Consider the following 23,578-nt stretch of genomic DNA (forward strand, 5'->3'; position numbering starts at 1 on the left):
TTTGCCGCCGCGGTCAACCCCCGAGGGCGGAAGAGTTCATGTTCTGCCACATCCCCCACATGGCGGTGACGAAGATCGACAGCATGCCGATCATCTGCACCGCGCTGCGGTGGCGCCGCAGGCGGCGATAGAGCGCGTCGCCCGAAACCTCCTCGGCCGCGATGCGCCCCGCCGTGCGGATGGACAGCGCGCCGACGAGGCTCATGGGAAAGGCCAGCAGGAACACCGCCTGACAGAACTCCACCCGGTAGTGAAAGCCGAGGATCGCCAGCGCCGTGAGCACCGCCGCCACGATCGCCGTCAGCCACATCCCCGAGACCCGCCCGATATGCAGAAGCCGGTTGACATAGACCCGCACGAGGATGTGCACATCCTCGCCCGCCGCGCCCCCCCGCCGCTGCGCGCGCTGCACCAGATCGAAGGGCACGCCCAATACCCAGTGGCTGGCCGTGGACCAGAACACCGCCAGTGCGATCCAGTACCACAGGTTGGAGAACGACCGAAGGTCGATGAGTTCAAACAGAGAGGTGTGCCACTGCATCCGCTGCCCGCTTCCGGCGGCGCTCTGCCGGCGCCGTGGGCGGACAGTAAACCGGCGCGCGCGGGATTCCCACCCTTGAGAAGCGGGGCAAAGCGTGGCAGGCAGGATCATTGCAAGCCAGTAACAGCATCGGGACCCCCGCCATGACTGCCGCCATGAACCCCGTCCAGGGCCCCTGCCCCGTCACCCGTTTCCGCCGCACCCGCCGCACCGCCGCGCTGCGCGATCTGGTGCAGGAAAACACGCTGACGGTGAAGGACATGATCTGGCCGGTGTTCATCCGCGACGGGCAGGATATCGAGGAACCCGTGCCCTCGATGCCGGGGGTTTCCCGGTTGTCGCTCGACCGCGTTCTGCGCGCGGGGGAAGAGGCGGCGACGCTCGGCATCCCGGCGATCTGCCTTTTCCCCTATACCGACCCGGAGCTGCGCACCGAAACCTGCGAAGAGGCGTGGAACCCCGAGAACCTGACCAACCGCGCCATCCGCGCGCTCAAGCGCGAGGTGCCCGAGGTCGCGGTGATGACCGACATCGCGCTCGACCCCTACAACATCAACGGCCATGACGGGCTGGTGAAGGACGGCGTGATCCTCAACGATGAATCGGTCGAGGCGCTGGTGAAGATGGCGCTGGCGCAGGCCGATGCGGGGGCGGATATCCTCGGCCCCTCGGACATGATGGACGGCCGCATCGGCGCGATGCGCGCGGCGCTGGAAGGGGCCGGGCACAAGGACGTGGCGATCCTGTCCTATGCGGCGAAATACGCCAGCGCCTTCTACGGCCCCTTCCGCGATGCGGTGGGCGCCTCGGGCCGGCTGGTGGGCGACAAGAAGACCTACCAGATGAACCCCGCCAATGCCGACGAGGCGATCCGGCTGGTCGCCCGCGACCTGGCCGAGGGCGCGGACATGGTGATGGTGAAACCGGGGATGCCCTATCTCGACATCTGCCGCCGGGTGAAGGACGCCTTCGGCGCGCCCACCTTCGCCTATCAGGTGTCGGGCGAATACGCGATGATCAAGGCCGCGGCGCAGAACGGCTGGGTCGACGGCGACAAGGCGATGGTGGAAAGCCTGATGGCGTTCAAGCGCGCGGGCTGCGATGGCGTGCTGACCTATTTCGCCCCGGCGCTGGCGCGCGCGCTGGCCTGAGGGTTCGCCTCTCCCGGTTGCGCCGGTGTCCAGGACAGCGCCGGGGGCCAGCCCCCGGACCCCCGGAGTATTTCCGGCAAGATGAAGCCGCGCCGCTTCTGTGCAAGAAACGTCCCGGCCTTTCACCTTTTCCCAAATACTCCGGGGTCCGGGGCGGCGCCCCGGCACCGCCCCTCCACCCGCACCCCGCCGGGCGGCTTGCCCGCGGCAGCGCCGGCGAGGGGGGCTCGATGCCCCCCGAGGCGGCGGCCCGCCGCCGGGCCTTGCGCGGAACGGATGACAGCGGCGCGGTTTCACGCTATCCATGGGGGCAAGGGGCACCAGAAGGCCCCGCATGCAGAAGAAGGCGGAGCAGAACATGACCACAATGACACGGCCCCTCACGCGGCGCGGCCTGATCCTCGGCGCGGGATCCATGCTGACCCTCACCGCGGCCTGCGCCAACGGCGTGGGCAGCAACGGCGCCTCGACCATCGACGCGCGGGTGGATGCGACGCGGGACTTCCTGTTCTCGCGCTATCCCGGCACGCGCGATCTGGCGCAAAAGGCCTATGGCGTGCTCTACATGCCGCTGGTGACCGAGGCCGGTTTCGGCATCGGCGGCGGGTTCGGGCGCGGCGCGCTGCGCATCAACGACGTGACGGTCGATTATTACGCCGCCGTGCGCGCCACCATCGGCTTCCAGATCGGGGCGCAGCAATATGCCCATGCGCTGTTCTTCATGACCGAGGCCGCGCTCGGCGATTTCCGCCAGTCGGATGGCTGGGCCGTGGGGGCGGATGCGCGCTATGCGCTGCCCGAACAGGGGGCGAGCCTCGGCAAGGAAACGACCGAGCGGTCGCCGGTCGTGGCGCTGGTCTTCGGCCAGTCCGGGCTGATCGCGGGGGCGACGCTGGCGGGGATCAAGTACTCCCGCATCATCCCCTGAGCCGTACCATGGCCGCGGGTCTTGCCGTCCTGATCCCCGCCGCCGGGGCCTCTGCGCGCATGCGCGGGGGCGACAAGCTGATGGAGGTGGTGGAGGGCGCGCCGCTGATCGCGCGGATGGCGCGGCGGGCGCTGGCCGCCGGTCTGCCCGTGCTCGTCACCCTGCCCCCCGGCCGCCCGGCGCGCGCCGCGGCGCTGGCGGGGATCGCGGTGGAGACATTGGTGGTGGCGGATGCGGCAGAGGGGCTTTCGGCCTCGATCCGCGCCGGGATCGCGGCGCTGGCCCCGCGTGCGGCGGCGGTGATGGTGCTGCTGGCCGACCTGCCGGACATCACCACGGAAGATCTGGCCCAGATGGCCGCCGCCCATGCCGCCGCCCCCGACGCCATCCTGCGCGGCGCGGCGGCGGACGGCACGCCCGGCCATCCGGTCATCTTTCCCGCCCGGCTGTTCCCGGCGCTGAGGGCGCTGACAGGGGATGCCGGCGCGCGCGATCTGCTGCGCGCGCTCGGCCCCGAGGTGCGCCCCGTCCCCCTGCCCGGCCGCCATGCCGTGACCGACCTCGACACGCCCGAGGACTGGGCGCGCTGGCGCGGCGGCCCGCGCCCATAGTGCCCCCTGCGCAACGCCGCGCCGACCCGGGCCCCGGGCGGCGCTTTTTCCCTTGGGCCGATTCGCCCGCGCGCTTACTCTGCGATTCGCACCCGACCCCGGACAGCCCATGACCCAGATCCCCGCGCCCCCTTCCGCCCCCCGGCTGATCGCCATCCCCCGCCTCGCCGCGGGCGGCCGCTGGCGGGTCGAGGCGATGCGCGCGCTGTCCGAGCCGCTGTTCTTGTGGTTCACCAAGGGTCAGGGCCGCATCACCGTGGCCGGGGCGACGCGGGGCTATACGCCGCACAACGCGATCTTCATCCCCGCCGGCACCATGCACGGGTTCGAGGTCGGCCCGCAGGTCTTCGGCACCGCCGTGTTCTTCGGCCGCGACTGCGGGCTGCCGCTGCCCGCGCAACCGCTGCACCTGCGCATCCGCGAGAATTCGGCGCAGGTGGATCTGAACCTGACGCTCGACGCCATCGGGCGGGAAATGGCCGGCGACAAGCCCGCCCATGACCGCGCCGCGGGCTATCATCTGGGCCTGCTGTCGGTCTGGCTGGAACGGCAGGCCGCCGCCCATCCGCTGGAAGACGCGCCGCATCCCGCATCCGCCCGCCGTCTGGCGGCGCGGTTCACGCAGCTTCTGGAACGCGATTTCCGGTCCGGCATGGGGGTGGCGGATTACGCCGCCGCGCTCGGCGTGACGCCCACCCATCTGACGCGGGTCTGCCGCACCACCACGGGCCGCCCGGCGAAGGATCTGTTGCAGGACCGCGTGCTGTTCGAGGCGCGCCGCCTGCTGGCCGAAACCGCCCTGCCGGTGCAGGAGGTCGCGCGCGGGCTCGGCTTCAACTCGCCGGCCTATTTCACCCGCGCCTTCCAGCAGCACACCGGCAAGACGCCGAGCGATTTCCGCCGCAGCGCCTGACCCGCCGCCGACCGGGTTCAGCCCGGCAGGATCGTCTTCACGTAGTTCTGCGTTTCCGCATAGGGCGGGATGCCGCCGTGTTTCGCCACCGCCTCGGGCCCGGCGTTGTAGGCGGCCAGCGCCAGCCGCCAGTCGCCGAAACGGTCGTGCATCATCCGCAGGTAGCGCGCGCCGCCGTCGAGGTTCTGGTGCGGATCGTCGATCTTCACGCCGAGCAGGCTCGCCGTATCCGGCATCAGCTGCGCCAGCCCCGTCGCCCCCTTGACCGAGACCGCGCCCGGATTCCAGCCCGATTCCTGCTGCACCAGCCGCAGGAACAGATCCTCGGGGATGCCATGCTTGCGCGCGGCGGTACGGGCGATTTCAAGGTATTCGCCCTTGTACTTGCCCGCATAGCGTGGCACCGCGGGGGTCGCGTTTTCGGACTTGGGCTTCAGCTTGACCGAGTTTTCATATTTCACCTCGAGCCGCCCGCGCATGCGGTCGAAGGCGGCGAGATTGGTGCTGCGCGCGCCGTTGGAACTCGATACCCGCAGATCGGCCGCGCCTGCCGCGCCCGCCGAGGCAAGAATGGCTGCCCCCAGAATCGTCGGAATGACTTTGCGCATCGCTGAAACCCGCACTGTCCCCCGGCCGGGGTTCGTGCCCCGATCCGGCCGGCGCGACTATAGCCGATTTTCGCCGCCCCGCCAGCCCCGCCGTTGCCATGGGCCGAAGGGCGCCGGTTGCGGGATGGGGCGGGGCGGGCTATACGCCTTGTTAACCAGCCCGTGCCATTGTCGCGCCGGGCGGCAAGGCTCCGGCATAGGGAAAAGGCGATGGCAGGTTCGGTCAACAAGGTGATTCTGGTGGGCAATCTGGGCCGCGACCCCGAGGTGCGGTCGTTCCCCTCGGGCGGCAAGGTGTGCAGCCTGCGCATCGCCACATCGGAAACCTGGCGCGACAAGAACACCGGCGAACGCAAGGAACGGACCGAATGGCATTCGGTCGCGATCTACAACGAAAACCTCGTGCGGATCGCGGAACAATACCTGCGCAAGGGATCGAAGGTCTATGTCGAGGGGCAGCTTGAAACCCGCAAGTGGCAGGACCAGTCGGGCCAGGACCGCTACACGACCGAGGTCGCGTTGCGCCCCTTCCGCGGCGAGCTGACGCTGCTCGACGGCCGGGGCGAGGGCGGCGGCGGCGGTGGCGGCTATGACGACCGCAGCGGCGGGTTCGGCGGCGGTTCCGGCGGCTATGGCGGCGGTCAGGGCGGCGGCGGGCGCGACCCGGGCCCGGGCGGGTTCGGCGGCGGCGGCGGTCAGGGCGGGGGCCAGGGCGGCGGCTTCGGCGGCGGCGGGCGGTCGGACATGGACGACGAGATCCCGTTCTGATGGGATGAAGGGGGCCGGGCATGGGATGGTCGTTTCCGATCGGGCGGCTTTTCGGGTCGGAACTGCGCGTCCATGCCACCTTCCTGTTGCTGATCGGCTGGATCGGCGTGGCCACCTGGATGGCCGAGGGCCCGGCGGCGGCGGCGGAAAACGTCGCCTTCATCCTGGCGCTTTTCGCCTGCGTGGTGGCGCATGAATTCGGCCATGCGCTGATGGCGCGCCGCTATGGCATCGCCACGCCCGACATCACGCTTCTGCCCATCGGCGGGCTCGCCCGGCTGGAACGCATGCCCGAGGATCCGCGCCAGGAAATCGCCGTGGCGCTGGCGGGGCCGGCGGTCAGCGTGCTGATCTGGGCGGTGCTGGCGCTGGCGGCGGGATCCGGCCTCGGCGCGCTGGCGGAAATCGAGCGGACGGGGGCGGGCTTCGTCGCGCGGCTGGCGGGGGTGAACCTGTTCCTCGCGCTCTTCAACCTGCTGCCGGCCTTTCCGATGGATGGCGGGCGGGTGTTGCGCGCGGCGCTGGCGATGCGGCTGCCGCGGGCGCGGGCCACGCGGGTGGCGGCGACGGCGGGGCAGGTTCTGGCGTTTCTCTTCGGCGTGGCGGGCTTTGCCTCGGGCAATGTGATGCTGATGCTGATCGCGGTTTTCGTCTGGTTCGCCGCCAATGCCGAAAACGCCGATGTCGCGATGCGCGAGGCGACGCGGGGCCTTCTGGCGCGCGATGCCGCGATCACGGTGTTCGAGCCGCTGTCGCCCGGCGACACGCTGGATGCCGCGGCCCATGCGCTGATCCGCACCACGCAGCACGAATTTCCCGTGCTCGGCCCCGACGGGCGGCTGGAGGGGTTCCTGACCCGTCAGGCGCTGGCCCGCGCGCTGGCCTCGGGGGCGCGGGGCGACCCGGTATCGGGCGCGATGCTGCGCGAGGTGCCGGCGGTGGCGCTGGATGCGCGGCTCGACCGGGTGCTGGCGGCGTTGCAGACCGCACCCGCCGTCGCGGTGACGGATGCGGCGGGGCGGTTCATCGGCTATGTCACCCCCGACAATCTGGGCGAGCTGATGATGCTGCGCGGGCGGGGCTGAGGGAGCAACATACTGTCCGAAGGCGCGTGCCTTCGCCACCGCGATGCAGATTTCGCTGCCCCGGCGGGCGCTGGCCTACCCGGATTTCCTGACATCACCGTTCCCGATGTCATTGGCGCGCGAACGGGCGGGGGAAACGCAGTGCGTTTCCTTCTCCCGTCCGGCCCGAACGACGCTACGCAGCCAACCCGGCCTATCGCGCCGCCAGCGCCGCCGCCAGCAGCGCGCGGACCTCGGCCTCGGGCACGTCATCGGCCACGAAGGCCTGCCCGATCCCGCGGGTCAGGATGAAGCGCAGCTTGCCGTCCACCACCTTCTTGTCCTGCGCCATCAGCGCCAGCAGGCCATCCGCCCCCGGCAGGTCGCCCGGAATGTCGGCCAGCGTCGCGCGCATGCCCATCGCGCGCAGGTGCCGCCGCAGCCGCCCCGCCGCCGCCGGATCGCAGAGCCCCATCCGCCCCGACAGGTCCAGCGCCAGCGCGCAGCCGATCGCCACGCCCTCGCCATGCAACAGCCGGGCGGAATAGCCCGTCGCGGCCTCCAGCGCATGGCAGAAGGTATGGCCGAGGTTCAGGAGCGCGCGCTCGCCCTCTTCGGTCTCGTCGCGGGCGACGATGCCGGCCTTCATCTCGACCGAACGGCGCACCGCGTGCTGGCGCAGCGCCGCATCCGCCGCCAGCGACGGCCCATGGACCTCCAGCCAGTCGAAGAAATCCGCATCCCCCAGAAGACCGTATTTCACCACCTCGCCATAACCGGCCAGAAAATCGCGCGCGGGCAGGGTTTCCAGCACGCCGATATCGGCCAGAACGAGGCTCGGCTGGTGGAATGCGCCGACGAGGTTCTTGCCCTGCGCGGTGTTGATGCCGGTCTTGCCGCCCACCGAACTGTCCACCTGCGCCAGCAGCGTGGTGGGGATCTGCACGAAGCGCACGCCGCGGCGCAGGATCGCGGCGGCGAAGCCCGCCAGATCGCCGATCACGCCGCCGCCGAAGGCCACCACCATGTCGCGGCGTTCGACCTTCGCCTCCAGCAGCCATTCGGTGGCTTCCCGCAAGCCGCGCCAGCCCTTGGTGCCCTCGCCCGCCGGCAGCGCATGGGCGACGCTGGCCACGCCGGCCGCCGCCAGCCCCGCCTCCAGCCGCGCCAGATGCAGGCCCGCCACGGTCGCATCCGTCAGCACCGCGACGCGCGGGCGGCGCAGCAGGGGGGCGATTTCCGCCCCCGCGCGGTCGATCAGCCCGGCGCCGATGCGCACCGGATAGCTGCGCGCGCCCAGATCCACGGCCACCGTTTCCACACCCATCACTTCTTCCTTTCCAGCACGTCGGGCCGCGTTTCCAGCGCGGCGATCACGCGCTGCGCCATGTCCTCGACACTGACCCCCGGCAGGCTGTCCACCGCCAGATCGGCCAGCGCATAGACCGGCGCGCGCGCCTCCAGCAGGCCGCGCAGGGTTTCGCGGGGGTTTTCGGTGCGCAGCAGCGGGCGGGTGTTCTTGTGGCGCACGCGCTGCCACAGCAGGTCCAGATCCGCACGCAGCCAGACCGACACCCCGGCCGCGGCGATGGCCTGCCGGTTGCCCTCGGCCAGAAACGCGCCGCCGCCCGTGGACAGCACCCCGGGGCGCTCGTGCAGAAGCCGCGCCAGCACCTGCGCCTCTTTGCGGCGAAAGAACGCCTCGCCGTCGCGGGCGAAGATTTCCGGGATCGACATGTTGGCGGCCTTGACGATCTCGTCATCCGAATCGGTGAAGCGCACGCCGAGGATCCTGGCCAGCATCGTGCCCACCGCGGTCTTGCCTGCCCCCATCATGCCCACCAGCACGACCGGCTTCTTCAACTGCCACTTCACCTTGGCAGGTCCCCTGATCTGGTTTGTCCGTGTTCTGAATGGCGTGATCTTCGGCAAAAGACCATATATAAACGTCAGCAGGCCGCGCCGCAGAGCCCCGGGAAACGGGCGGGCGGGCCAGGGCAGTCGGGAAGCGGAGAACAGGCGATGCGGGCGATCAAACTCATTGTGGCTCTGGTGGTGTTGGGCGCGGTGGCGCTGGTGGGCTATGCCTATCTGGCCGACATGCGCCCCGAACAGCGCGAGATCACCCGCCCGCTGGACATCCCGGGCCAATCCGCGCCGCCCGCCCCGGCCCCCGCCCCGGCCCCCGCGCAGGGCGCGGCCGATGGGAACTGAACCTGCCGCCCGCGGCCTGATGCGGCGCGGCGCGCTGGCGGCGTTCCTGCTGGCCGCCGCCCCGGCGGGGGCGGAGGCGCCCCTGTCGGCGATCGACTGGCTGTCGGAATCGGTATCCCCGGGTGCCGCCCCCCCGCCCGGCCGCCGCGCGCCGGTGGAGGAGCCGCCCAAGGCCAACGGCAGCCCGGTGGAGGATATCGCGACCAGCGTCCTGGGCGCCGCCACGCCCGATGCGGCGGGCCTGTTGCCGGCGGCGGCGACGGGGCTGCCGCGCGATCTGTGGGGGGCCTCGACCACCGCCGACCTGATCGCGCTCATCGGGCAGGACCGGGCCGACCTGCTGCCCGCCGAACGCGACCTCTTGGCGCTGCTGCTTCTGGCCGAACTCGACCCGCCGCACGATTCCGCCGGCAAGGGCGCGATGCTGCTGGCGCGGGTGGACCGGCTTCTGACGATGGGGATGCTGGATCAGGCGCAGGCGCTGATCGCGGTGGCGGGCGACGGCGGGGCCGCGCATGGGGGGGCGGAACTGTTCCGGCGCAGCTTCGACGTGGCCCTGCTGATCGGGACCGAGGATGCCAGCTGCGCCCAGTTGCGCCACACGCCGGGCATCGCCCCCACCTATCCCGCGCGCATCTTCTGTCTGGCGCGCGGCGGCGACTGGGGGGCGGCGGCGCTGACGCTGACCTCTGCCCGCGCCATCGGCGAGATTTCCGACGAGGAGGACGCGATCCTGTCGCGCTTTCTCGACCCCGACCTGTTCGAGGGCGAACCGCCCCTGCCGCCGCCGCAGCGGGTGACGCCGCTGATCTGGCGCATCTACGAGGCGATCGGGGAACCCCTGCCCACCAACACGCTGCCGCTCGCCTTCGCCCATGCCGACCTGCGCCCCACCACCGGCTGGAAGGGCCAGATCGAGGCGGCCGAACGGCTGGCCCGCGCCGGGGCGGTGGAACCCACGCGGCTTTTCGCGCTTTATGGCGAACGGCTGCGCGCGGCCTCGGGCGGGGTGTGGGAACGGGTCGAGGCGATCCAGCGGTTCGACACCGCCCTGCGCGCGGGCGATGCGGCGGCGGTGGCGGCCACCCTGCCCCGGGCCTGGGCGCTGATGCAGGAGGCGGAACTGGAGGTCCCCTTCGCCGAACAATACGGCGAGGCGATGCTGGCCCTGCCGCTGGCCCCCGAGGCCACGGCGATGGCCTGGCGCGTGGCGCTGCTGTCGCCGGGCTACGAGGGCGCGGCGCAGGCGCGCATGCCCGCCACCGCCGAAGAGGCGTTCCTGGCCGGGCTCGCCCGCGGGTCGGTCGCGGGGCTGGTGGCGCCCGGCAATCTGGGCCGCGCCATCGCCCCCGCCTTTTCCGCCGCGCCGGATGCGACCCGCGCCCCCGATCTTGCCGCCCTTCTGGCCGAAAACCGGCGCGGAGAGGCGATCCTGCGCGCCATCGACCGGGTGTCGGCGGGGGCGGCGGGCGAATTGCGGATGGTGGCCGAGGGGCTCGCGCTCTGGCGGCAACTGGGGCTCGAATCCGCGGCGCGGCGCACGGCGCTGCAACTGCTGCTGCTGGACCGGCGGGGATAGCCATGCAGGACGCGCCGATGGACCGCTGGATTTCCACCTTCCTTCAGGCGCAATCCGCCGAACGGGGGGCCGCGCGCAACACGCTGCTGGCCTATGGCCGCGATCTGGCGGATTTCGCCGGATGGCTGGCGCAGCGGGGCCTGCATTTCGCCACCGCCGCGCGCGAGGATGTCGAGGGCTATCTGATCGGCTGCGACGCCGAAGGGCTTTCCACCGCCACCCGCGCCCGGCGGCTGTCGGCGATCCGCCAGCTTTACCGTTTCGCCCATGACGAGGGCTGGCGCGACAGCGACCCGGCGATCCGCCTCAAGGGCCCCGGCCGCGCCCGCCGCCTGCCCGGCACGCTGAGCCTGCGGCAGGTCGAGGCGCTGATCGCCGCCGCGCGCGACCACAGCCGCGATGCCGACCGCAGGCGCAACATCTGCCTGCTGGAACTGCTGTTCGCCACCGGCATGCGGGTGTCGGAACTGGTGGAACTGCCGGTGGCGGCGGTGCGGGGCGACCCGCGGATGGTGCTGGTGCGCGGCAAGGGCGGCAAGGAACGGATGGTGCCGCTGTCCGCCCCCGCCCGCGCGGCGCTGGCCGACTGGCTGGCCGAACGCGACGCGGCGGAGGGCGCGGCGCGGCGCAAGTCGCGGTTCCTCTTCCCCTCGCGCAGCGCGGCGGGGCATTTCACGCGCGAGGGGTTTCATGCGCTGCTCAAGCAGCTGGCGCTGGCCGCGGGGTTGAACCCGGCAGAGGTCAGCCCCCACAAGCTGCGCCATGCCTTCGCCACGCAACTGCTGGAAGGCGGGGCCGACCTGCGGGTGATCCAGACGCTTCTGGGCCATGCCGATATCGCCACGACAGAGATCTACACCCATGTCGCCACCGACCGGCTGCGCGACCTGGTGCTCGACCACCACCCGCTGGCGCGCGCCAGTACGCCCCCCGCCGGGGGAAAAGGGCAGGTTTCTTGACCCTGCGCAGGATTTGCGCTATGGGCGCTTGGCAGGGCGGTTTTCCGCCCCATCCGATGCCGGGGCGCACGGACCAAGGCGTCCCTTATACCTGCGGTCCGATGCCGCATCTCAAGGACGCCGATGACCAAGTTTTCCGACCTGAATCTGGACCCGCTGGTCCTGAAAGCCGTGGCCGAAGCAGGCTACGAAACCCCCACGCCGATCCAGGCGCAGGCGATCCCCCATGCGCTGGAGGGCCGCGATGTCCTGGGCATCGCCCAGACCGGCACCGGCAAGACGGCCAGCTTCACGCTGCCGATGATCACGCTGCTGTCCAAGGGCCGCGCCCGGGCACGGATGCCGCGCAGCCTCGTGCTGGCGCCGACGCGGGAACTGGCCGCGCAGGTGGCGGAGAACTTCGACACCTACGCCAAGCACACCAAGCTGACCAAGGCGCTGCTGATCGGCGGCGTGTCGTTCAAGGAACAGGATCTGCTGATCGACCGCGGCGTCGATGTGCTGATCGCCACCCCGGGCCGGCTGCTCGATCATTTCGAGCGCGGGAAACTGCTGCTGACCGGCGTGCAGATCATGGTGGTGGACGAGGCCGACCGGATGCTCGACATGGGCTTCATCCCCGACATCGAACGCATCTTCCAACTGACCCCCTTCACCCGGCAGACGCTGTTCTTCAGCGCCACCATGGCGCCGGAAATCGAGCGGATCACCAACACCTTCCTGACCAACCCCGCCAAGATCGAGGTGGCGCGGCAGGCCACCACGTCAGAGACCATCGAACAGCGGCTGGTCGCCTTCGCCCCCTCGCGGCGTGACCGGGCGTTCGGGGAAAAGCGCGCCATGCTGCGCGCGCTGATCACCGCAGAGGGCGAGGGCTGCACCAACGCGATCATCTTCTGCAACCGCAAGATGGATGTGGATGTGGTCGCCAAGTCGCTGAAGGCGCACGGTTTCAACGCCGCCCCCATCCATGGCGACCTGGACCAGAGCCAGCGGATGCGCACGCTGGACGATTTCCGCGAGGGCACGCTGCGGCTTCTGGTGGCCAGCGACGTGGCGGCGCGCGGGCTCGACATTCCGGCGGTCAGCCATGTGTTCAACTTCGACGTGCCGAGCCATTCCGAGGATTACGTCCACCGCATCGGCCGCACGGGCCGCGCGGGCCGCAAGGGCGTGGCCGTGACCATCGCCACCCCGGCGGACGACAAGTACCTGGGCCAGATCGAGGCGCTGATCAAGCGCGAGATCCCCCGCGCCCCGGTGCCCGAGATCACCTTCGACGACCGCCCCGACCGCGGCGACCGCCCGGCGCGCGGCCGGCACGGCGACCGGGACCGGGACCGGGATCGCCCGGCCCGGGGGGAACGCAGCGACCGGCGCACCGCCCCGCGCACCGAACCGCAGCAGCAACCCGTTGCCGCCCCGGCGCCTGCCCCGCAACCCGCCGCCGAGGACACCCCGCGCCCGCCGCGCCGCGACGACCGCCGCCGCGACAGCCGGCACGACCGCGACGACACGCCCGTGGTGGGCATGGGCGACCACATGCCGGAATTCCTGACCCGCAGCTTCGCCCGCCCGGCCGCCGTCAATGCGGAACCGGACACGGAAACCGCCGCGGGCTGACATCGGCAAGGATCGGAAAGCCAAAGGGGGCAGCCGCAATGGCCGCCCCCTTTTCGCATTCCGGCAGCGGATGGCGGTGCCGGGCGGGAACAGGAAACGCACCGCGTTTCCCCCGCCCGTTCGCGCGAGGCTGTCGTTAGGGGCGGAGATGCCGGGAACACCGGCTAGGCCAGCGCCTGCCCCGGCGGGCGAGTAGCGCCCGCCATGGGCGAGGCGGGCGCTGGCCGGGGGGCTTTGAGCCCCCGGCCGGGGCAACTCCATCTGCATCGCTATGGCGAAGGCACGCGCCTTCGCCAGCCCGGCGGCGGGATCGAATGCCGATCCGCCCTACCCTTCGGCCAAGCGGCTGACCACCACCGTCACCTCGGGCTTCTTGCCGATTTCCTCCATCGTCACCTGCCGCACGACGCGGCGGATGGCGTCGTCCAGCCGGCCGTCGTCGCGCAGGATCTTGGCGGGCACGGTTTCGAGGAACCCGGCCAGTTCCTCCTCCAGCGCCGCCAGCAGCGCGCGGCCGGTGCGCCCGTTTTCCGGCAGGCCGTCGATCTCGGCCCAGGGCTCGCCCAGGGGCTCGTCGCCTTCGTCGAGGATCAGCGTCACCAGCACATGGCCGTTCAGCGCCAGCCGGATCCGGTCGCGCACCACGCCGTCCAGCGCCCCGATCAGGACCGAGCCGTCCAGATAGATGCGGCCCGTTTCGATATATTCCACGACCTCGGGCAGATCGCCGGTCAGGTCCAGCATCATGCCGTTGGTCGCGACCTCGGCCGCGATCCCCGCCGCCTCTGCCAACCGGGCATGTTCGCGCAGGTGGCGGTGTTCGCCATGCTGCGGGATCAGCATCGCGGGCCGGACCAGCGCATGCATCCGTTGCAGGTCGGGCCGGTTGGCATGGCCCGACACGTGATAGAGCCCGTCATGGTCGTCGACCAGTTCGACCCCCAGTTCGGAAAAGGCGTTCATCACCCGGATCACGTCGCGTTCGTTGCCCGGGATGGTGCGGGACGAGAACAGGAAGGTGTCGCCCTCTTTCATCTCCAGCCCCAGATACTTGCCGCGCGACAGCTGTGCGGTGGCGGCGCGGCGTTCGCCCTGGCTGCCGGTGACGATCAGCATCAGGTTGCCGCGCGGCAGTTCCAGCGCATCCTCGGGGCTGATGGTGCGGGGAAAATCGGTCAGGATGCCGGTTTCCACCCCCACCCCGATCATCTTGCGCATCGCCCGCCCCAGAAGACAGACCGACCGGCCCGCGGCCACCCCCGCCTCTGCCAGCGTGCGCACCCGCGCGATGTTCGAGGCGAAGGTGGTCGCCGCCACCATGCCGCGCGCGCCCGCGATCAGTTCGTGCAGCGGGCCGGTCAGCAGCGATTCCGACCGGCCGGGGTGATGCGAGAACACGTTGGTGGAATCGCAGGTCAGCACCTTGACGCCCTCGGCGCCGATGGCCGCGAACATCTCTGCGTCGAAAGGCTCGCCCACGCCCGGGGCGGTGTCGATCTTGAAATCGCCCGAATGCAGGATCCGGCCCGCCGGCGTCTCGATCAGCAGGCTCGCGCTTTCGGGGATGGAATGGCTGATCGGCAGGAACTGCACCCGGAAGGGGCCGGCCTCGATCCATTCGGGGCGCGCGGCATGGATCTGCACCACGACCGGGTCCTGGCCCTGTTCTTCCAGCTTCATCTGCGCCAGCCGCCCGGTAAAGCGGCGCGCATGCACCGGCGCGCGCAGTTTCGGCCACAGATGGCCGAGCGCGCCCACGTGATCCTCGTGCCCGTGGGTGATGAAGATGCCCTCGATCCGGTCGGCGCGTTCGGCCAACCAGTCCACCGCCGGCATGATCAGATCGACCCCCGGGGTGGTGTCCATGTCGGGGAAGGTCACGCCAAGATCGACGACGATGAGCCGCTCGCGGTCCTCGGGCCCGTAGCCGTAGACGTAGCAGTTCATGCCGATCTCGCCCGCGCCGCCGAGGGGCAGATAGATCAGCCGCTGTTTGGTCATGCGTTTTCCAGTTCCATGTTGTAGCGATGGATGAGCACCAGACCATGCATGGTCAGGTCGTCCTCCACCGAGTCGAAGACGGTCGTGCCCTGATCGAACAGGGGGGCGAGCCCCCCGGTGGCGATAACCTTCATCGGGCGGTCGCGTTCCTGCCGGATCTGCCGCACGATGCCCTCGACCAGGCCGATATAGCCCCAATACACGCCCGACTGCATGCAGGCCACCGTATTCGTGCCGATCACATGGTCGGGCCGGGTGATGTCGACATGGGGCAGTGCGGCGGCCGCGGCATGCAGCGCCTCCAGCGACAGGTTGACGCCCGGCGCGATCACGCCGCCGATATAGGCGCCGTCGCTGTCCACCACGTCGAAGGTGGTGGCGGTGCCGAAATCGACCACGATCAGGTTGCCGCCATGCCGGTCGAAGGCGCTGGCGGTGTTGACCAGCCGGTCCGGGCCCACCGTGGTGCCCTGATCCACCCGCGGCGGATGCGGCAGCGCGCATTCCGGCTTGCCCACCACGCGCGGGCGGCAGTCGAAATAGCGGTTGCACAGGACGCGCAGGTTGAACACCACCCGCGGCACGGTGGACGAGATGATCGCCTCGGATACGTTCAGTTCCAGCCGGTTGAGCCCGATCAGCGACGACAGCCAGACGAAATATTCATCCGCCGTGCGCCGGTGGTCGGTGGCGATCCGCCAGGTGGCCAGAAACCGGCTGCCGTCCCAGATGGAAAACACCGTGTTCGTATTGCCGCAGTCGATCGCCAGAAGCATGTGCCCCCCTTCCCCCGGTCAGAAAAAGACCTCGGCCGCCGGGATGGTGTCCACCCCCGCGGCGGTGCGCAGGATCAGCGCCCCCTGCGCGTCGATACCCTCGAAGATGCCCTGCCGCTCGGCCGTGCCGGTGCGGGCGCGGATCGGTTCCCCCAGGCGCGCGGCATGGGCCAGCCATTCGGCGCGCAGGGGCGCGAAGCCTTCGGTTTCCAGCCGGGCCTGCCAGCGGGCAAGGGCGGGGGCGAGCGCGTCCAGCAATGCCTCGGGCGCGATGCGCAACCCGGTTTCCTCCAGCACCGAAACGGGGCGCAAGGCACCGGGTTCGACGGCGCCGGGGTCGGGGGCGGCGATCAGGTTGACGCCGATGCCGATGGCCAGATGCGCGACCCCGCGCCCCTGCCCCACGCTTTCCAGCAGGATCCCGGCCATCTTGCCGCCGTTCAGCAGCACATCGTTGGGCCATTTCAGCGCAAAGACCTGCGGCAGCCCGGTCAGCCCCGCCAGCGCCTCGCGCAGCGCCAATGCCACGGCAAAGCTCAGCAGCGCGACCCGGTCGGGCGGGCCTTCGGGATGCAGCAGCAGGGTGGCGTGGAAATTGCCGCGCGGGCTGACCCAGGGGCGCCCGCGCCGGCCGCGGCCCCCGGTCTGGAACCCGGCAAGGATCCAGCAGGGGCCCGCGCCCGAGGCCGCCAGACGCGCGGCCTCGGCATTGGTGCTGTCGACCTCGGCCAGCAGGCGCCGGCCGATGCCTTCGGGCCAGGGGTCAGCGGACAAGCGCGTCGGCCGCCAGCGCGGCGAGCGGTTCGATCCCGAAGAGGTTGACCACCCCCACCAGCATCACCAGGGCCGATACCATCAGCATCGCCCATTGCACCGGCACCATCGGCGCCTCGACCGCGCCCTCCTTGCCGAAATACATCAGATAGACGATGCGGATGTAATAGAACGCCCCGATGACCGACGACACCACCCCGGCCACGGCCAGCCACGCCATCCCCGCATCCACCGCCGCCATCAGCACGGCATATTTGGCGAAGAACCCGAGGAAGGGCGGCACGCCGGCAAGGCTGAACATCAGCACCAGCACCGCCAGCGCCTTGGTGGGTTCGTTGCGGTGGAACTGGCCGAGGCTCACGATGTCGGCCACGGGCCGGCCGTCGCGTTCCATCGACAGGATGAAGGCGAAGGTGCCCACGTTCATGGCGACATAGATCACCATGTAGAGCAGCATCGACTGCACCCCCGCCGCGGTGCCCGCGGCAAGGCCCACCAGCGCAAAGCCCATATGCGCGATCGAGGAATAGGCCATCAGGCGCTTGATGTCGCGCTGCCCGATGGCGGCGATGGCGCCGACGAACATCGACACCACGGCCAGCGCCGCGATCACCTGGCTCCAGTCGCCGGGGATCGCGCCGAAGGCGTCGAAGGCCAGCCGCGCGATCAGCGCCATCGCCGCCACCTTGGGCGCGGTGGCGAAGAAGGCCGTGACCGGCGTGGGCGAGCCTTCGTAGACATCCGGCGTCCACATGTGGAAGGGCGCGGCAGAGATCTTGAACGCCAGCCCCGCCAGCATGAACACCAGCCCGAACAGAAGGCCGAGCGGCACGCCCTCGCCCACGACCGACAGGATGCCGGTGAACAGCGTCGTGCCCGCATAGCCATAGGTCAGCGAGGCGCCATAGAGCAGCAGGCCCGAGGACAGCGAGCCGAGCACGAAATACTTCAGCCCCGCCTCGCTCGACCGCGCGCTGTCGCGCCGCAGCGCCGCCACGATGTAGAGCGCGAGCGATTGCAGCTCCAGCCCCAGATAGAGCGACATCAGATCGCCCGCCGAGACCATGAGCATCATCCCCACCACCGCCAGCGCGACCAGCAGCGGAAACTCGAACCGCCCCAGACCCCGGCGGATCAGGTAGTCCTTGCTCATCACCAGCACCGCGGCGGCAGAGATCAGCACCGCCACCTTGGCGAAGCGCGCGAAGGCGTCATCGACGAACATGCCGCCGAAGGCGGTGCGCGCCCCCGGTTCGGCCGCGCCGATCCAGAAGGCCAGCACCAGGAACAGCCCCGCGGTGCCCCAGATCAGCGCGGGCGTCAGCGCGTCGCGCCCGGTATAGACGGCCACCAGCAGCGCCACCATCGCATAGAGGGCAAGCACGAACTCCGGCAGGATGATCGAGAAATCGGCGGCGGTCATCGCGGCCTCTCCTTAGTGCATGGCCAGCCGGTTGCCCGCATCTGCGGGCACCGCGGCCTGGTAGTCGGTGACGAGCGCGCTGACCGAGGGGCCGATGATATCGGTCACGAGGCTCGGGTAAACGCCCAGAAGCAGGGTCATCGCGACCAGCGGCGCAAAGATCGCCCGTTCGCGCGCGGTCATGTCGGTGATGGTGCGCAGGCTTTCCTTGATCAGGTCGCCGAACACCACCCGGCGGTAAAGCCAGAGCGCATAGGACGCCGACAGGATCACCCCGGTCGCGGCGACAAGGGCCACCCAGGTGTTGACCTGGAACACGCCCATGATCGTCAGGAATTCGCCGATGAACCCACTGGTCCCCGGCAGGCCCACGTTCGCCATGGTGAACAGCATGAAGATCAGCGCATAGGCGGGCATGCGGTTCACCAGCCCGCCATAGGCGTCGATGTCGCGCGTGTGCATCCGGTCGTAAATCACGCCGACGCAGAGGAACAGCGCACCGGACACGAAGCCGTGGCTGAGCATCTGGAAGATCGCGCCGTCGATGCCCTGCTGGTTCGCCGCAAAGATCCCCATCGTCACATAGCCCATATGGGCGACGGACGAATAGGCGATCAGCTTTTTCATGTCGCTCTGCGCCAGCGCGACCAGCGAGGTATAGACGATGGCGATCGCCGACAGCCACAGCACCAGCGGCGCCAGCAGGTCGGAGGCGACGGGGAACATCGGCAGGCTGAAGCGCAGGAAGCCATAGCCCCCCATCTTCAGCAGGATCGCCGCCAGCACCACCGACCCGGCGGTCGGCGCCTGCACGTGCGCGTCGGGCAGCCAAGTGTGCACCGGCCACATCGGCATCTTCACCGCGAAGCTGGCAAAGAACGCCAGCCACAGCAGCGTCTGCACCCCCCCGGCGATCTGCCAGCCCATCAGGCTGATCGGGCCCGCGTCGAACTGGTGGTTCAGCAGCGCCACGATGTCGGTGGTGCCCGCCTGCACATACATGGCGATCATCGCCACCAGCATCAGCACCGAGCCGAGGAAGGTATAAAGGAAGAACTTGAACGCCGCATAGATGCGGTCCTTGCCGCCCCAGATGCCGATGATCAGGAACATCGGGATCAGCCCGGCCTCGAAGAAGAGGTAGAAGAGCACCAGATCCAGCGCCACGAACACGCCGATCATCAGCGTTTCCAGCACCAGGAAGGCGATCATGTATTCCTTGACCCGCGTTTCCACGTTCCAGCAGGCGGCGATGGTCAGCGGCATCAGGAAGGTGGTCAGCATCACGAACAGGACCGAGATCCCGTCCACCCCCAGCTTGTAGCGCAGGCCGAAGATCCATTCCCGGTCCTCGACGAACTGAAAGCCCGTGTCGGCGGGGTCGAAGCCCGCCAGCAGGAACAGCGACACCACGAAGGTCGCCGTGGTCGCCAGCAGCGCCAGCCACTTGGCGTTGCGCTGCGCCGCCGCGTCGTCGCCGCGCAGGAACAGCGCCAGGATCAGCGCCGCGACCAGCGGGATGAAGGTGATGATCGAAAGAAGGTTTGCCATGATCTACGCCCTCACTGCCCGCTTGCCAGCGTCATCCAGGTGACGAGGACGACGATCCCCAACACCATCGCGAAGGCATAATGGAACACATAGCCCGACTGCGCCCGCCCCGCGAGCCGCGTGAGGAAGGGCACGATGCCCAACGCCAGCCCGTTGATGCCGCCGTCGATCACATTGCCGTCGCCCCGCCGCCACAGGAACCCGCCGAGCCATTTCGCCGGACGCACGAAGATCCAGTCGTAAAGCTCGTCGAAATACCACTTGTTGAGCAGGAAGAGGTAAAGCGGCCGTTGCGCCGCCGCCAGCCTGCCGGGCAGGTCGGGACGGCGGATGTACATCTGGATCGCCAGCAGAAGGCCGACCAGCATCGCGATGAAGGGCGAGACCTTGACCCAGACCGGCACGTAATGCGCATCGTGCAGCACGTGGTTGTCGGGATGCATGAAGATCGCGCCTTTCGGGGCCACCGGGCCATGGGCCGCCGCTGCGGCATGGCCGCCTTCGGCCGCGCCTTCCCCGGTCTGGCCCGCGTCATGGGACACCGCGGCCTCCATCCCGAACCAGTTGCGCACCGCTTCTTCCTTGCCGAAGAACACGTTGTACCACAGCATCCCCGAGAACACCGCGCCAAGCGCCAGCACGCCGAGCGGGATCAGCATCACCGCGGGGCTTTCGTGCGGCTCGTGGTGGTGGTCGTCATGCCCATGCGCATCATGCCCATGATGCCCGTGCCCATGCGCCCGGCTTTCGCCGAAGAAGGTCATGAACATCAGCCGCCAGGAATAGAACGAGGTCATCCCCGCCGCGATCACCAGCAGCCAGAAGGCGTAGGAGGACCCGACATAGGCGCTCTCGATCACCGCGTCCTTGGACAGGAAGCCGGCGAAACCGAAATGCGTCAGCGGGATGCCCACGCCGGTGATGGCCAGCGTGCCGATCATCATCGCCCAGAAGGTATAGGGGATCTTCTTGCGCAGCCCGCCGAAGTTCCGCAGGTCCTGTTCGTGATGCGTGGCATGGATGACGGACCCCGCGCCAAGGAACAGCATCGCCTTGAAGAACGCATGCGTGAACAGGTGGAACATGGCGACCGAATAGACGCCCACGCCCGCGGCCACGAACATGTAGCCAAGCTGCGAACAGGTCGAATAGGCGATCACGCGCTTGATGTCGTTCTGCACCAGACCCACGGTCGCGGCAAAGAACGCCGTCGTCGCGCCGATCACCACGATGAAGGCGGTGGCGGCATCGGCATATTCATAGATCGGCGACATGCGGCAGACGAGGAACACCCCCGCCGTCACCATCGTCGCGGCGTGGATCAGCGCCGACACCGGGGTCGGGCCTTCCATCGCGTCGGGCAACCAGGTGTGCAGGAACAGCTGCGCCGACTTGCCCATCGCGCCGATGAACAGCAGCACGCCCACCACCTCGATCGCGTTCCAGTCGCGCCACAGGAACTGCAACTGCGTTTGCGCCAGTTCCGGCGCGGCGGCGAAGATCGCGTCGAAGCGCACCGAATCCGTCAGGAAGTAAAGCGCCGCGATGCCGAGAAGGAAGCCGAAGTCGCCCACCCGGTTGACGATGAACGCCTTGATCGCCGCCGCCGAGGCCGAAGGCTTGCGGTAGTAGAACCCGATCAGCAGGTAGGACGCGACCCCCACCCCTTCCCAGCCGAAGAACATCTGGATCAGGTTGTCGGCCGTCACCAGCATCAGCATGGCGAAGGTGAAGAACGACAGATAGGCGAAGAAGCGGGCCTTGTAATGCTCGCCCTCCTTCCAGTTGTCGTCATGCGCCATGTAGCCGAAGGAATAGAGGTGGACGAGCGCCGAGACCGAGTTCACCACCACCAGCATGATCGCCGTCAGCCGGTCGAGCCGGATCGCCCATTCCGCGCCGAGGCTGCCCGACTCGATCCAGCGCAGGATCTGCACCGTCTCGGTATCCTGCCCGAGGGTCAGGAACACCACCCAGGACAGCGCCGCGGCGAGGAACACGAGCCCGGTGGTGATCACCTGCCCCGCCCGCTCGCCGATGAAGCGCCAGCCGAAACCGCAGATCAGCGCGCCCACCAGCGGCGCGAAGAGGATGATCGACGTCATGATCTCAGCCCTTCATCACGTTGACGTCTTCGACGTCGATGGTGCCGCGGTTGCGGAAGAAGACCACCAGGATCGCAAGGCCGATGGCGGCCTCTGCCGCGGCCACGGTCAGCACGAACATGGTGAAGATCTGCCCCACCAGATCGCCCAGATGCGACGAGAAGGCGACGAGGTTGATGTTGACCGCCAGCAGCATCAGCTCGATCGACATCAGGATCACGATCACGTTCTTCCGGTTCAGGAAGATGCCGAAGATCCCGATGACGAACAGCGCCGCCGCCACCGTCAGGTAATGTTCCAGTCCAACTGTCACCATCGTCGTTCCCTCCGGGACTTGTCCGCCCGTTTCGTTCCGTGATCCGCCGCCGCCGCGCGCCGCGGCAGGACGGTCCTATTTCTTGCGCCGCTGCGCGCGGATGCCGGCCCGGACCGCCACGGCGACAGCGACGCCGACCGCGATCCGGCCCACGGTATCCATCAGAGACCCTGCCCGGGCTTCACGTCCTTCAGTTCCAGCGTCACGGCCGGGTCGCGCCACATCTGCGTCAGCACGTCCTGCCGCTTCACGTTCTTGCGGTGGCGCAGCGTCAGCGCGATGGCGCCGATCATCGCGACCAGCAGCACCAGCCCCGCGACCTGGAACAGAAGGATGTAACGGTCGTAAAGCAGCAGGCCGATGGCGCGGGTGTTTTCTACCTGCGCCGGATCGGGCGCCACCGCCTGGCGCAGCCCCATCGCCCCGTCCGCCTGCGTCCATGCGCCGAAGGCCAGCGCGAACTGCATCACCAGCACCACGCCGATCAGCAGCGCCAGCGGCATGTGGCGGGCCATTTCGCCCTTCAGCGCGGCGAAATCGACGTCCAGCATCATGACGACGAACAGGAACAGCACCGCCACCGCGCCGACATAGACGATGACCAGCAGCATCGCCACGAATTCGGCCCCCAGAAGCACGAACAGCCCCGCCGAGGAAAAGAACGCCAGGATCAGCCACAGCACCGAATGCACCGGGTTGCGCGCCACGGTCACGAGGAATCCGGCCATCACCGTGACGATGGCGAAGGCGTAGAAGGCAAGATCGGCCACGGTCATTTGCTGTCCTCCTCGGTCTCGCCGAACACGGTCTGCGCGATTTCCAGCGCCTTCTGCATCGCCGGCAGGCCGCCGAACATGCTCATCTGATAGATCACCTCGGCGATCTCGCGCTTGGATGCCCCGGCCTCCAGCGCGTGGCGCACACAGAGCTTCAGCTGCGGTTCCGCCTGCGCGCCCAGTACGGTCAGCGCCGCGATGGTCACAAGCATGCGCGTCTTGGCGTCCAGCCCCTCGCGGTTGAAGGTCTTGCCGAAGGCCATCTCCATGAAGTCCTTGGACATCGTGGGGATGAGATCCTCGAACCCCTTGACGCGGAAATTCTCCAGCGCCGGGTTGAGGGTGCGCGCCATCTGCTGGCTCTGTTCCAGCATGGTCTGGACCATTTTCTGCCAGGCTTCGTTCATCTGTAGGGCGCGTCCAGTTCGAGGTTGCGGGCGATCTCTGCCTCCCACCGGGCCCCGTTTTCCAGAAGCTTTTCCTTGGTGTAGAAAAGTTCCTCGCGGGTTTCGGTGGAAAACTCGAAGTTCGGGCCTTCGACGATGGCGTCCACCGGGCAGGCTTCCTGACAGAAGCCGCAGTAGATGCATTTCGTCATGTCGATGTCGTAGCGCGTGGTGCGGCGGCTGCCGTCGTCGCGCGGCTCTGCGTCGATGGTGATCGCCTGCGCGGGGCAGACCGCCTCGCACAGCTTGCAGGCGATGCAGCGTTCCTCGCCGTTGGGATAGCGGCGCAGCGCATGTTCGCCCCGGAACCGGGGCGACAGCGGGCCCTTTTCATGCGGATAGTTCAGCGTTTCCTTGGGCGCGAAGAAGTATTTCATCCCCAGGCCGAAGCCCTTGATGAAATCCACCAGCAGGAAATACTTGACCGCGCGGGTTACGTCGATGCCCATCA

The 23,578-nt window shown here is 69.1% G+C and carries 24 protein-coding genes; 10 read left to right on the forward strand and 14 right to left on the reverse strand.

Annotated elements, in window-relative coordinates:
* Positions 1 to 13: 13 nt before the first annotated feature.
* Positions 14 to 541 carry a component of SufBCD complex gene (locus RGD00_RS01515; RefSeq protein ID WP_310455364.1) on the reverse strand — a complete coding sequence of 176 codons (528 nt, stop codon included), beginning with the start codon at positions 539 to 541 and terminating at the stop codon, positions 14 to 16.
* A 155-nt stretch (positions 542 to 696) separates the two neighbouring features.
* On the opposite strand from RGD00_RS01515, the gene hemB reads away from it, so the two are divergent.
* From hemB to RGD00_RS01535, 4 genes are all read left to right on the forward strand, one after another.
* Entirely contained in the window at positions 697 to 1,692 is a 996-nt protein-coding gene (gene hemB, locus RGD00_RS01520) for a porphobilinogen synthase (RefSeq protein ID WP_310455504.1), read from the forward strand.
* Positions 1,693 to 2,050: 358 nt separating this feature from the next.
* The gene (locus RGD00_RS01525) at positions 2,051 to 2,620 is read left to right on the forward strand and encodes a lipid-binding SYLF domain-containing protein (RefSeq protein WP_425603328.1); all 570 of its coding nucleotides are present in this window, start codon (positions 2,051 to 2,053) and stop codon (positions 2,618 to 2,620) included.
* An 8-nt stretch (positions 2,621 to 2,628) separates the two neighbouring features.
* Positions 2,629 to 3,231, forward strand: coding sequence for a nucleotidyltransferase family protein (locus RGD00_RS01530; RefSeq protein ID WP_310455365.1), 603 nt, complete (start codon positions 2,629 to 2,631; stop codon positions 3,229 to 3,231).
* A gap of 109 nt (positions 3,232 to 3,340) precedes the next feature.
* Positions 3,341 to 4,144 carry a helix-turn-helix domain-containing protein gene (locus RGD00_RS01535; protein ID WP_310455366.1) on the forward strand — a complete coding sequence of 268 codons (804 nt, stop codon included), beginning with the start codon at positions 3,341 to 3,343 and terminating at the stop codon, positions 4,142 to 4,144.
* A 17-nt stretch (positions 4,145 to 4,161) separates the two neighbouring features.
* Here the strand turns inward: RGD00_RS01535 and RGD00_RS01540 are convergent, their stop codons facing one another.
* Positions 4,162 to 4,752 carry a lytic transglycosylase domain-containing protein gene (locus tag RGD00_RS01540; protein ID WP_310455367.1) on the reverse strand — a complete coding sequence of 197 codons (591 nt, stop codon included), beginning with the start codon at positions 4,750 to 4,752 and terminating at the stop codon, positions 4,162 to 4,164.
* A gap of 210 nt (positions 4,753 to 4,962) precedes the next feature.
* Here RGD00_RS01540 and ssb point away from each other — a divergent pair, with 210 nt between their 5' ends.
* A complete protein-coding gene (gene ssb, locus RGD00_RS01545; RefSeq protein ID WP_310455368.1) occupies positions 4,963 to 5,520 on the forward strand; it encodes a single-stranded DNA-binding protein in 558 nt (185 codons plus the stop codon).
* A gap of 20 nt (positions 5,521 to 5,540) precedes the next feature.
* The gene (locus RGD00_RS01550) at positions 5,541 to 6,605 is read left to right on the forward strand and encodes a site-2 protease family protein (RefSeq protein WP_310455369.1); all 1,065 of its coding nucleotides are present in this window, start codon (positions 5,541 to 5,543) and stop codon (positions 6,603 to 6,605) included.
* A gap of 193 nt (positions 6,606 to 6,798) precedes the next feature.
* Here RGD00_RS01550 and aroB read toward each other — a convergent pair whose 3' ends face one another.
* Positions 6,799 to 7,911 carry a 3-dehydroquinate synthase gene (gene aroB / locus RGD00_RS01555; protein ID WP_310455370.1) on the reverse strand — a complete coding sequence of 371 codons (1,113 nt, stop codon included), beginning with the start codon at positions 7,909 to 7,911 and terminating at the stop codon, positions 6,799 to 6,801.
* On the reverse strand, positions 7,911 to 8,459 hold the full coding sequence (locus tag RGD00_RS01560) for a shikimate kinase (RefSeq protein WP_310455372.1): 549 nt from the start codon (positions 8,457 to 8,459) through the stop codon (positions 7,911 to 7,913). Before RGD00_RS01560 ends, aroB begins: the two co-directional genes overlap by 1 nt.
* 147 nt (positions 8,460 to 8,606) lie before the next feature.
* Between RGD00_RS01560 and RGD00_RS01565 the strand changes: the two genes are divergently transcribed.
* The 4 genes from RGD00_RS01565 (at position 8,607) to RGD00_RS01580 (ending at position 12,959) form a co-directional block, all read left to right on the forward strand.
* Complete coding sequence (locus tag RGD00_RS01565) at positions 8,607 to 8,798, forward strand: hypothetical protein (protein ID WP_310455374.1); 192 nt, start codon at positions 8,607 to 8,609, stop codon at positions 8,796 to 8,798.
* Positions 8,788 to 10,377: a hypothetical protein gene (locus RGD00_RS01570; RefSeq protein ID WP_310455376.1), complete on the forward strand. Its 1,590-nt coding sequence runs from the start codon at positions 8,788 to 8,790 to the stop codon at positions 10,375 to 10,377. Before RGD00_RS01565 ends, RGD00_RS01570 begins: the two co-directional genes overlap by 11 nt.
* A gap of 2 nt (positions 10,378 to 10,379) precedes the next feature.
* A complete protein-coding gene (locus RGD00_RS01575; protein ID WP_310455377.1) occupies positions 10,380 to 11,336 on the forward strand; it encodes a tyrosine recombinase in 957 nt (318 codons plus the stop codon).
* Between the two features lie 123 nt (positions 11,337 to 11,459).
* Positions 11,460 to 12,959, forward strand: coding sequence for a DEAD/DEAH box helicase (locus RGD00_RS01580; protein WP_310455378.1), 1,500 nt, complete (start codon positions 11,460 to 11,462; stop codon positions 12,957 to 12,959).
* 327 nt (positions 12,960 to 13,286) lie between these two features.
* Here the strand turns inward: RGD00_RS01580 and RGD00_RS01585 are convergent, their stop codons facing one another.
* The 10 genes from RGD00_RS01585 to nuoI all read right to left on the reverse strand — a co-directional run bounded on the left by RGD00_RS01585 (position 13,287) and on the right by nuoI (position 23,576).
* Positions 13,287 to 14,960, reverse strand: a complete 1,674-nt coding sequence (locus RGD00_RS01585) for a ribonuclease J (RefSeq protein ID WP_310455379.1) — start codon at positions 14,958 to 14,960, stop codon at positions 13,287 to 13,289.
* Positions 14,957 to 15,736, reverse strand: a complete 780-nt coding sequence (locus RGD00_RS01590) for a type III pantothenate kinase (protein ID WP_310455381.1) — start codon at positions 15,734 to 15,736, stop codon at positions 14,957 to 14,959. Before RGD00_RS01590 ends, RGD00_RS01585 begins: the two co-directional genes overlap by 4 nt.
* Before the next feature lie 18 nt (positions 15,737 to 15,754).
* A complete protein-coding gene (locus tag RGD00_RS01595; RefSeq protein ID WP_310455383.1) occupies positions 15,755 to 16,510 on the reverse strand; it encodes a biotin--[acetyl-CoA-carboxylase] ligase in 756 nt (251 codons plus the stop codon).
* Positions 16,500 to 17,933, reverse strand: coding sequence for an NADH-quinone oxidoreductase subunit NuoN (gene nuoN, locus RGD00_RS01600; RefSeq protein ID WP_310455384.1), 1,434 nt, complete (start codon positions 17,931 to 17,933; stop codon positions 16,500 to 16,502). Before nuoN ends, RGD00_RS01595 begins: the two co-directional genes overlap by 11 nt.
* A 12-nt stretch (positions 17,934 to 17,945) precedes the next feature.
* Positions 17,946 to 19,484: an NADH-quinone oxidoreductase subunit M gene (locus RGD00_RS01605; RefSeq protein WP_310455386.1), complete on the reverse strand. Its 1,539-nt coding sequence runs from the start codon at positions 19,482 to 19,484 to the stop codon at positions 17,946 to 17,948.
* 11 nt (positions 19,485 to 19,495) lie between these two features.
* Positions 19,496 to 21,589, reverse strand: coding sequence for an NADH-quinone oxidoreductase subunit L (gene nuoL, locus RGD00_RS01610; RefSeq protein WP_310455387.1), 2,094 nt, complete (start codon positions 21,587 to 21,589; stop codon positions 19,496 to 19,498).
* A gap of 4 nt (positions 21,590 to 21,593) precedes the next feature.
* Positions 21,594 to 21,905, reverse strand: coding sequence for an NADH-quinone oxidoreductase subunit NuoK (gene nuoK / locus RGD00_RS01615; protein ID WP_310455388.1), 312 nt, complete (start codon positions 21,903 to 21,905; stop codon positions 21,594 to 21,596).
* A 161-nt stretch (positions 21,906 to 22,066) separates the two neighbouring features.
* Positions 22,067 to 22,681 (reverse strand): NADH-quinone oxidoreductase subunit J, encoded by a 615-nt coding sequence (locus tag RGD00_RS01620; protein ID WP_310455389.1) that lies wholly within the window; start codon positions 22,679 to 22,681, stop codon positions 22,067 to 22,069.
* Positions 22,678 to 23,088, reverse strand: a complete 411-nt coding sequence (locus RGD00_RS01625; protein WP_310455390.1) for a carboxymuconolactone decarboxylase family protein — start codon at positions 23,086 to 23,088, stop codon at positions 22,678 to 22,680. Before RGD00_RS01625 ends, RGD00_RS01620 begins: the two co-directional genes overlap by 4 nt.
* Positions 23,085 to 23,576, reverse strand: a complete 492-nt coding sequence (gene nuoI / locus RGD00_RS01630) for an NADH-quinone oxidoreductase subunit NuoI (protein ID WP_425603335.1) — start codon at positions 23,574 to 23,576, stop codon at positions 23,085 to 23,087. Before nuoI ends, RGD00_RS01625 begins: the two co-directional genes overlap by 4 nt.
* Positions 23,577 to 23,578: the final 2 nt, after the last annotated feature.

It is taken from the genome of Ruixingdingia sedimenti (genome assembly GCF_031432425.1).
Taxonomy (GTDB): domain Bacteria; phylum Pseudomonadota; class Alphaproteobacteria; order Rhodobacterales; family Rhodobacteraceae; genus Ruixingdingia; species Ruixingdingia sedimenti.

Excerpts from the sequence above, each read along its gene's own strand:
- RGD00_RS01575 (WP_310455377.1), top strand. The coding sequence starts at position 10,380 with ATGCAGGACGCGCCGATGGACCGCTGGATTTCCACCTTCCTTCAGGCG.
- nuoI (WP_425603335.1), bottom strand. The coding sequence starts at position 23,576 with ATGGGCATCGACGTAACCCGCGCGGTCAAGTATTTCCTGCTGGTGGAT.
- RGD00_RS01535 (WP_310455366.1), top strand. The coding sequence starts at position 3,341 with ATGACCCAGATCCCCGCGCCCCCTTCCGCCCCCCGGCTGATCGCCATC.
- RGD00_RS01590 (WP_310455381.1), bottom strand. The coding sequence starts at position 15,736 with ATGCTTCTGGCGATCGACTGCGGCAATACGAACACGGTGTTTTCCATC.
- RGD00_RS01525 (WP_425603328.1), top strand. The coding sequence starts at position 2,051 with ATGACCACAATGACACGGCCCCTCACGCGGCGCGGCCTGATCCTCGGC.
- RGD00_RS01620 (WP_310455389.1), bottom strand. The coding sequence starts at position 22,681 with ATGACCGTGGCCGATCTTGCCTTCTACGCCTTCGCCATCGTCACGGTG.
- RGD00_RS01565 (WP_310455374.1), top strand. The coding sequence starts at position 8,607 with ATGCGGGCGATCAAACTCATTGTGGCTCTGGTGGTGTTGGGCGCGGTG.
- hemB (WP_310455504.1), top strand. The coding sequence starts at position 697 with ATGAACCCCGTCCAGGGCCCCTGCCCCGTCACCCGTTTCCGCCGCACC.
- aroB (WP_310455370.1), bottom strand. The coding sequence starts at position 7,911 with ATGGGTGTGGAAACGGTGGCCGTGGATCTGGGCGCGCGCAGCTATCCG.
- RGD00_RS01530 (WP_310455365.1), top strand. The coding sequence starts at position 2,629 with ATGGCCGCGGGTCTTGCCGTCCTGATCCCCGCCGCCGGGGCCTCTGCG.
- nuoK (WP_310455388.1), bottom strand. The coding sequence starts at position 21,905 with ATGGTGACAGTTGGACTGGAACATTACCTGACGGTGGCGGCGGCGCTG.
- ssb (WP_310455368.1), top strand. The coding sequence starts at position 4,963 with ATGGCAGGTTCGGTCAACAAGGTGATTCTGGTGGGCAATCTGGGCCGC.
- RGD00_RS01580 (WP_310455378.1), top strand. The coding sequence starts at position 11,460 with ATGACCAAGTTTTCCGACCTGAATCTGGACCCGCTGGTCCTGAAAGCC.
- RGD00_RS01605 (WP_310455386.1), bottom strand. The coding sequence starts at position 19,484 with ATGGCAAACCTTCTTTCGATCATCACCTTCATCCCGCTGGTCGCGGCG.
- RGD00_RS01550 (WP_310455369.1), top strand. The coding sequence starts at position 5,541 with ATGGGATGGTCGTTTCCGATCGGGCGGCTTTTCGGGTCGGAACTGCGC.
- nuoN (WP_310455384.1), bottom strand. The coding sequence starts at position 17,933 with ATGACCGCCGCCGATTTCTCGATCATCCTGCCGGAGTTCGTGCTTGCC.
- RGD00_RS01625 (WP_310455390.1), bottom strand. The coding sequence starts at position 23,088 with ATGAACGAAGCCTGGCAGAAAATGGTCCAGACCATGCTGGAACAGAGC.
- RGD00_RS01585 (WP_310455379.1), bottom strand. The coding sequence starts at position 14,960 with ATGACCAAACAGCGGCTGATCTATCTGCCCCTCGGCGGCGCGGGCGAG.
- RGD00_RS01570 (WP_310455376.1), top strand. The coding sequence starts at position 8,788 with ATGGGAACTGAACCTGCCGCCCGCGGCCTGATGCGGCGCGGCGCGCTG.
- RGD00_RS01515 (WP_310455364.1), bottom strand. The coding sequence starts at position 541 with ATGCAGTGGCACACCTCTCTGTTTGAACTCATCGACCTTCGGTCGTTC.
- RGD00_RS01540 (WP_310455367.1), bottom strand. The coding sequence starts at position 4,752 with ATGCGCAAAGTCATTCCGACGATTCTGGGGGCAGCCATTCTTGCCTCG.
- nuoL (WP_310455387.1), bottom strand. The coding sequence starts at position 21,589 with ATGACGTCGATCATCCTCTTCGCGCCGCTGGTGGGCGCGCTGATCTGC.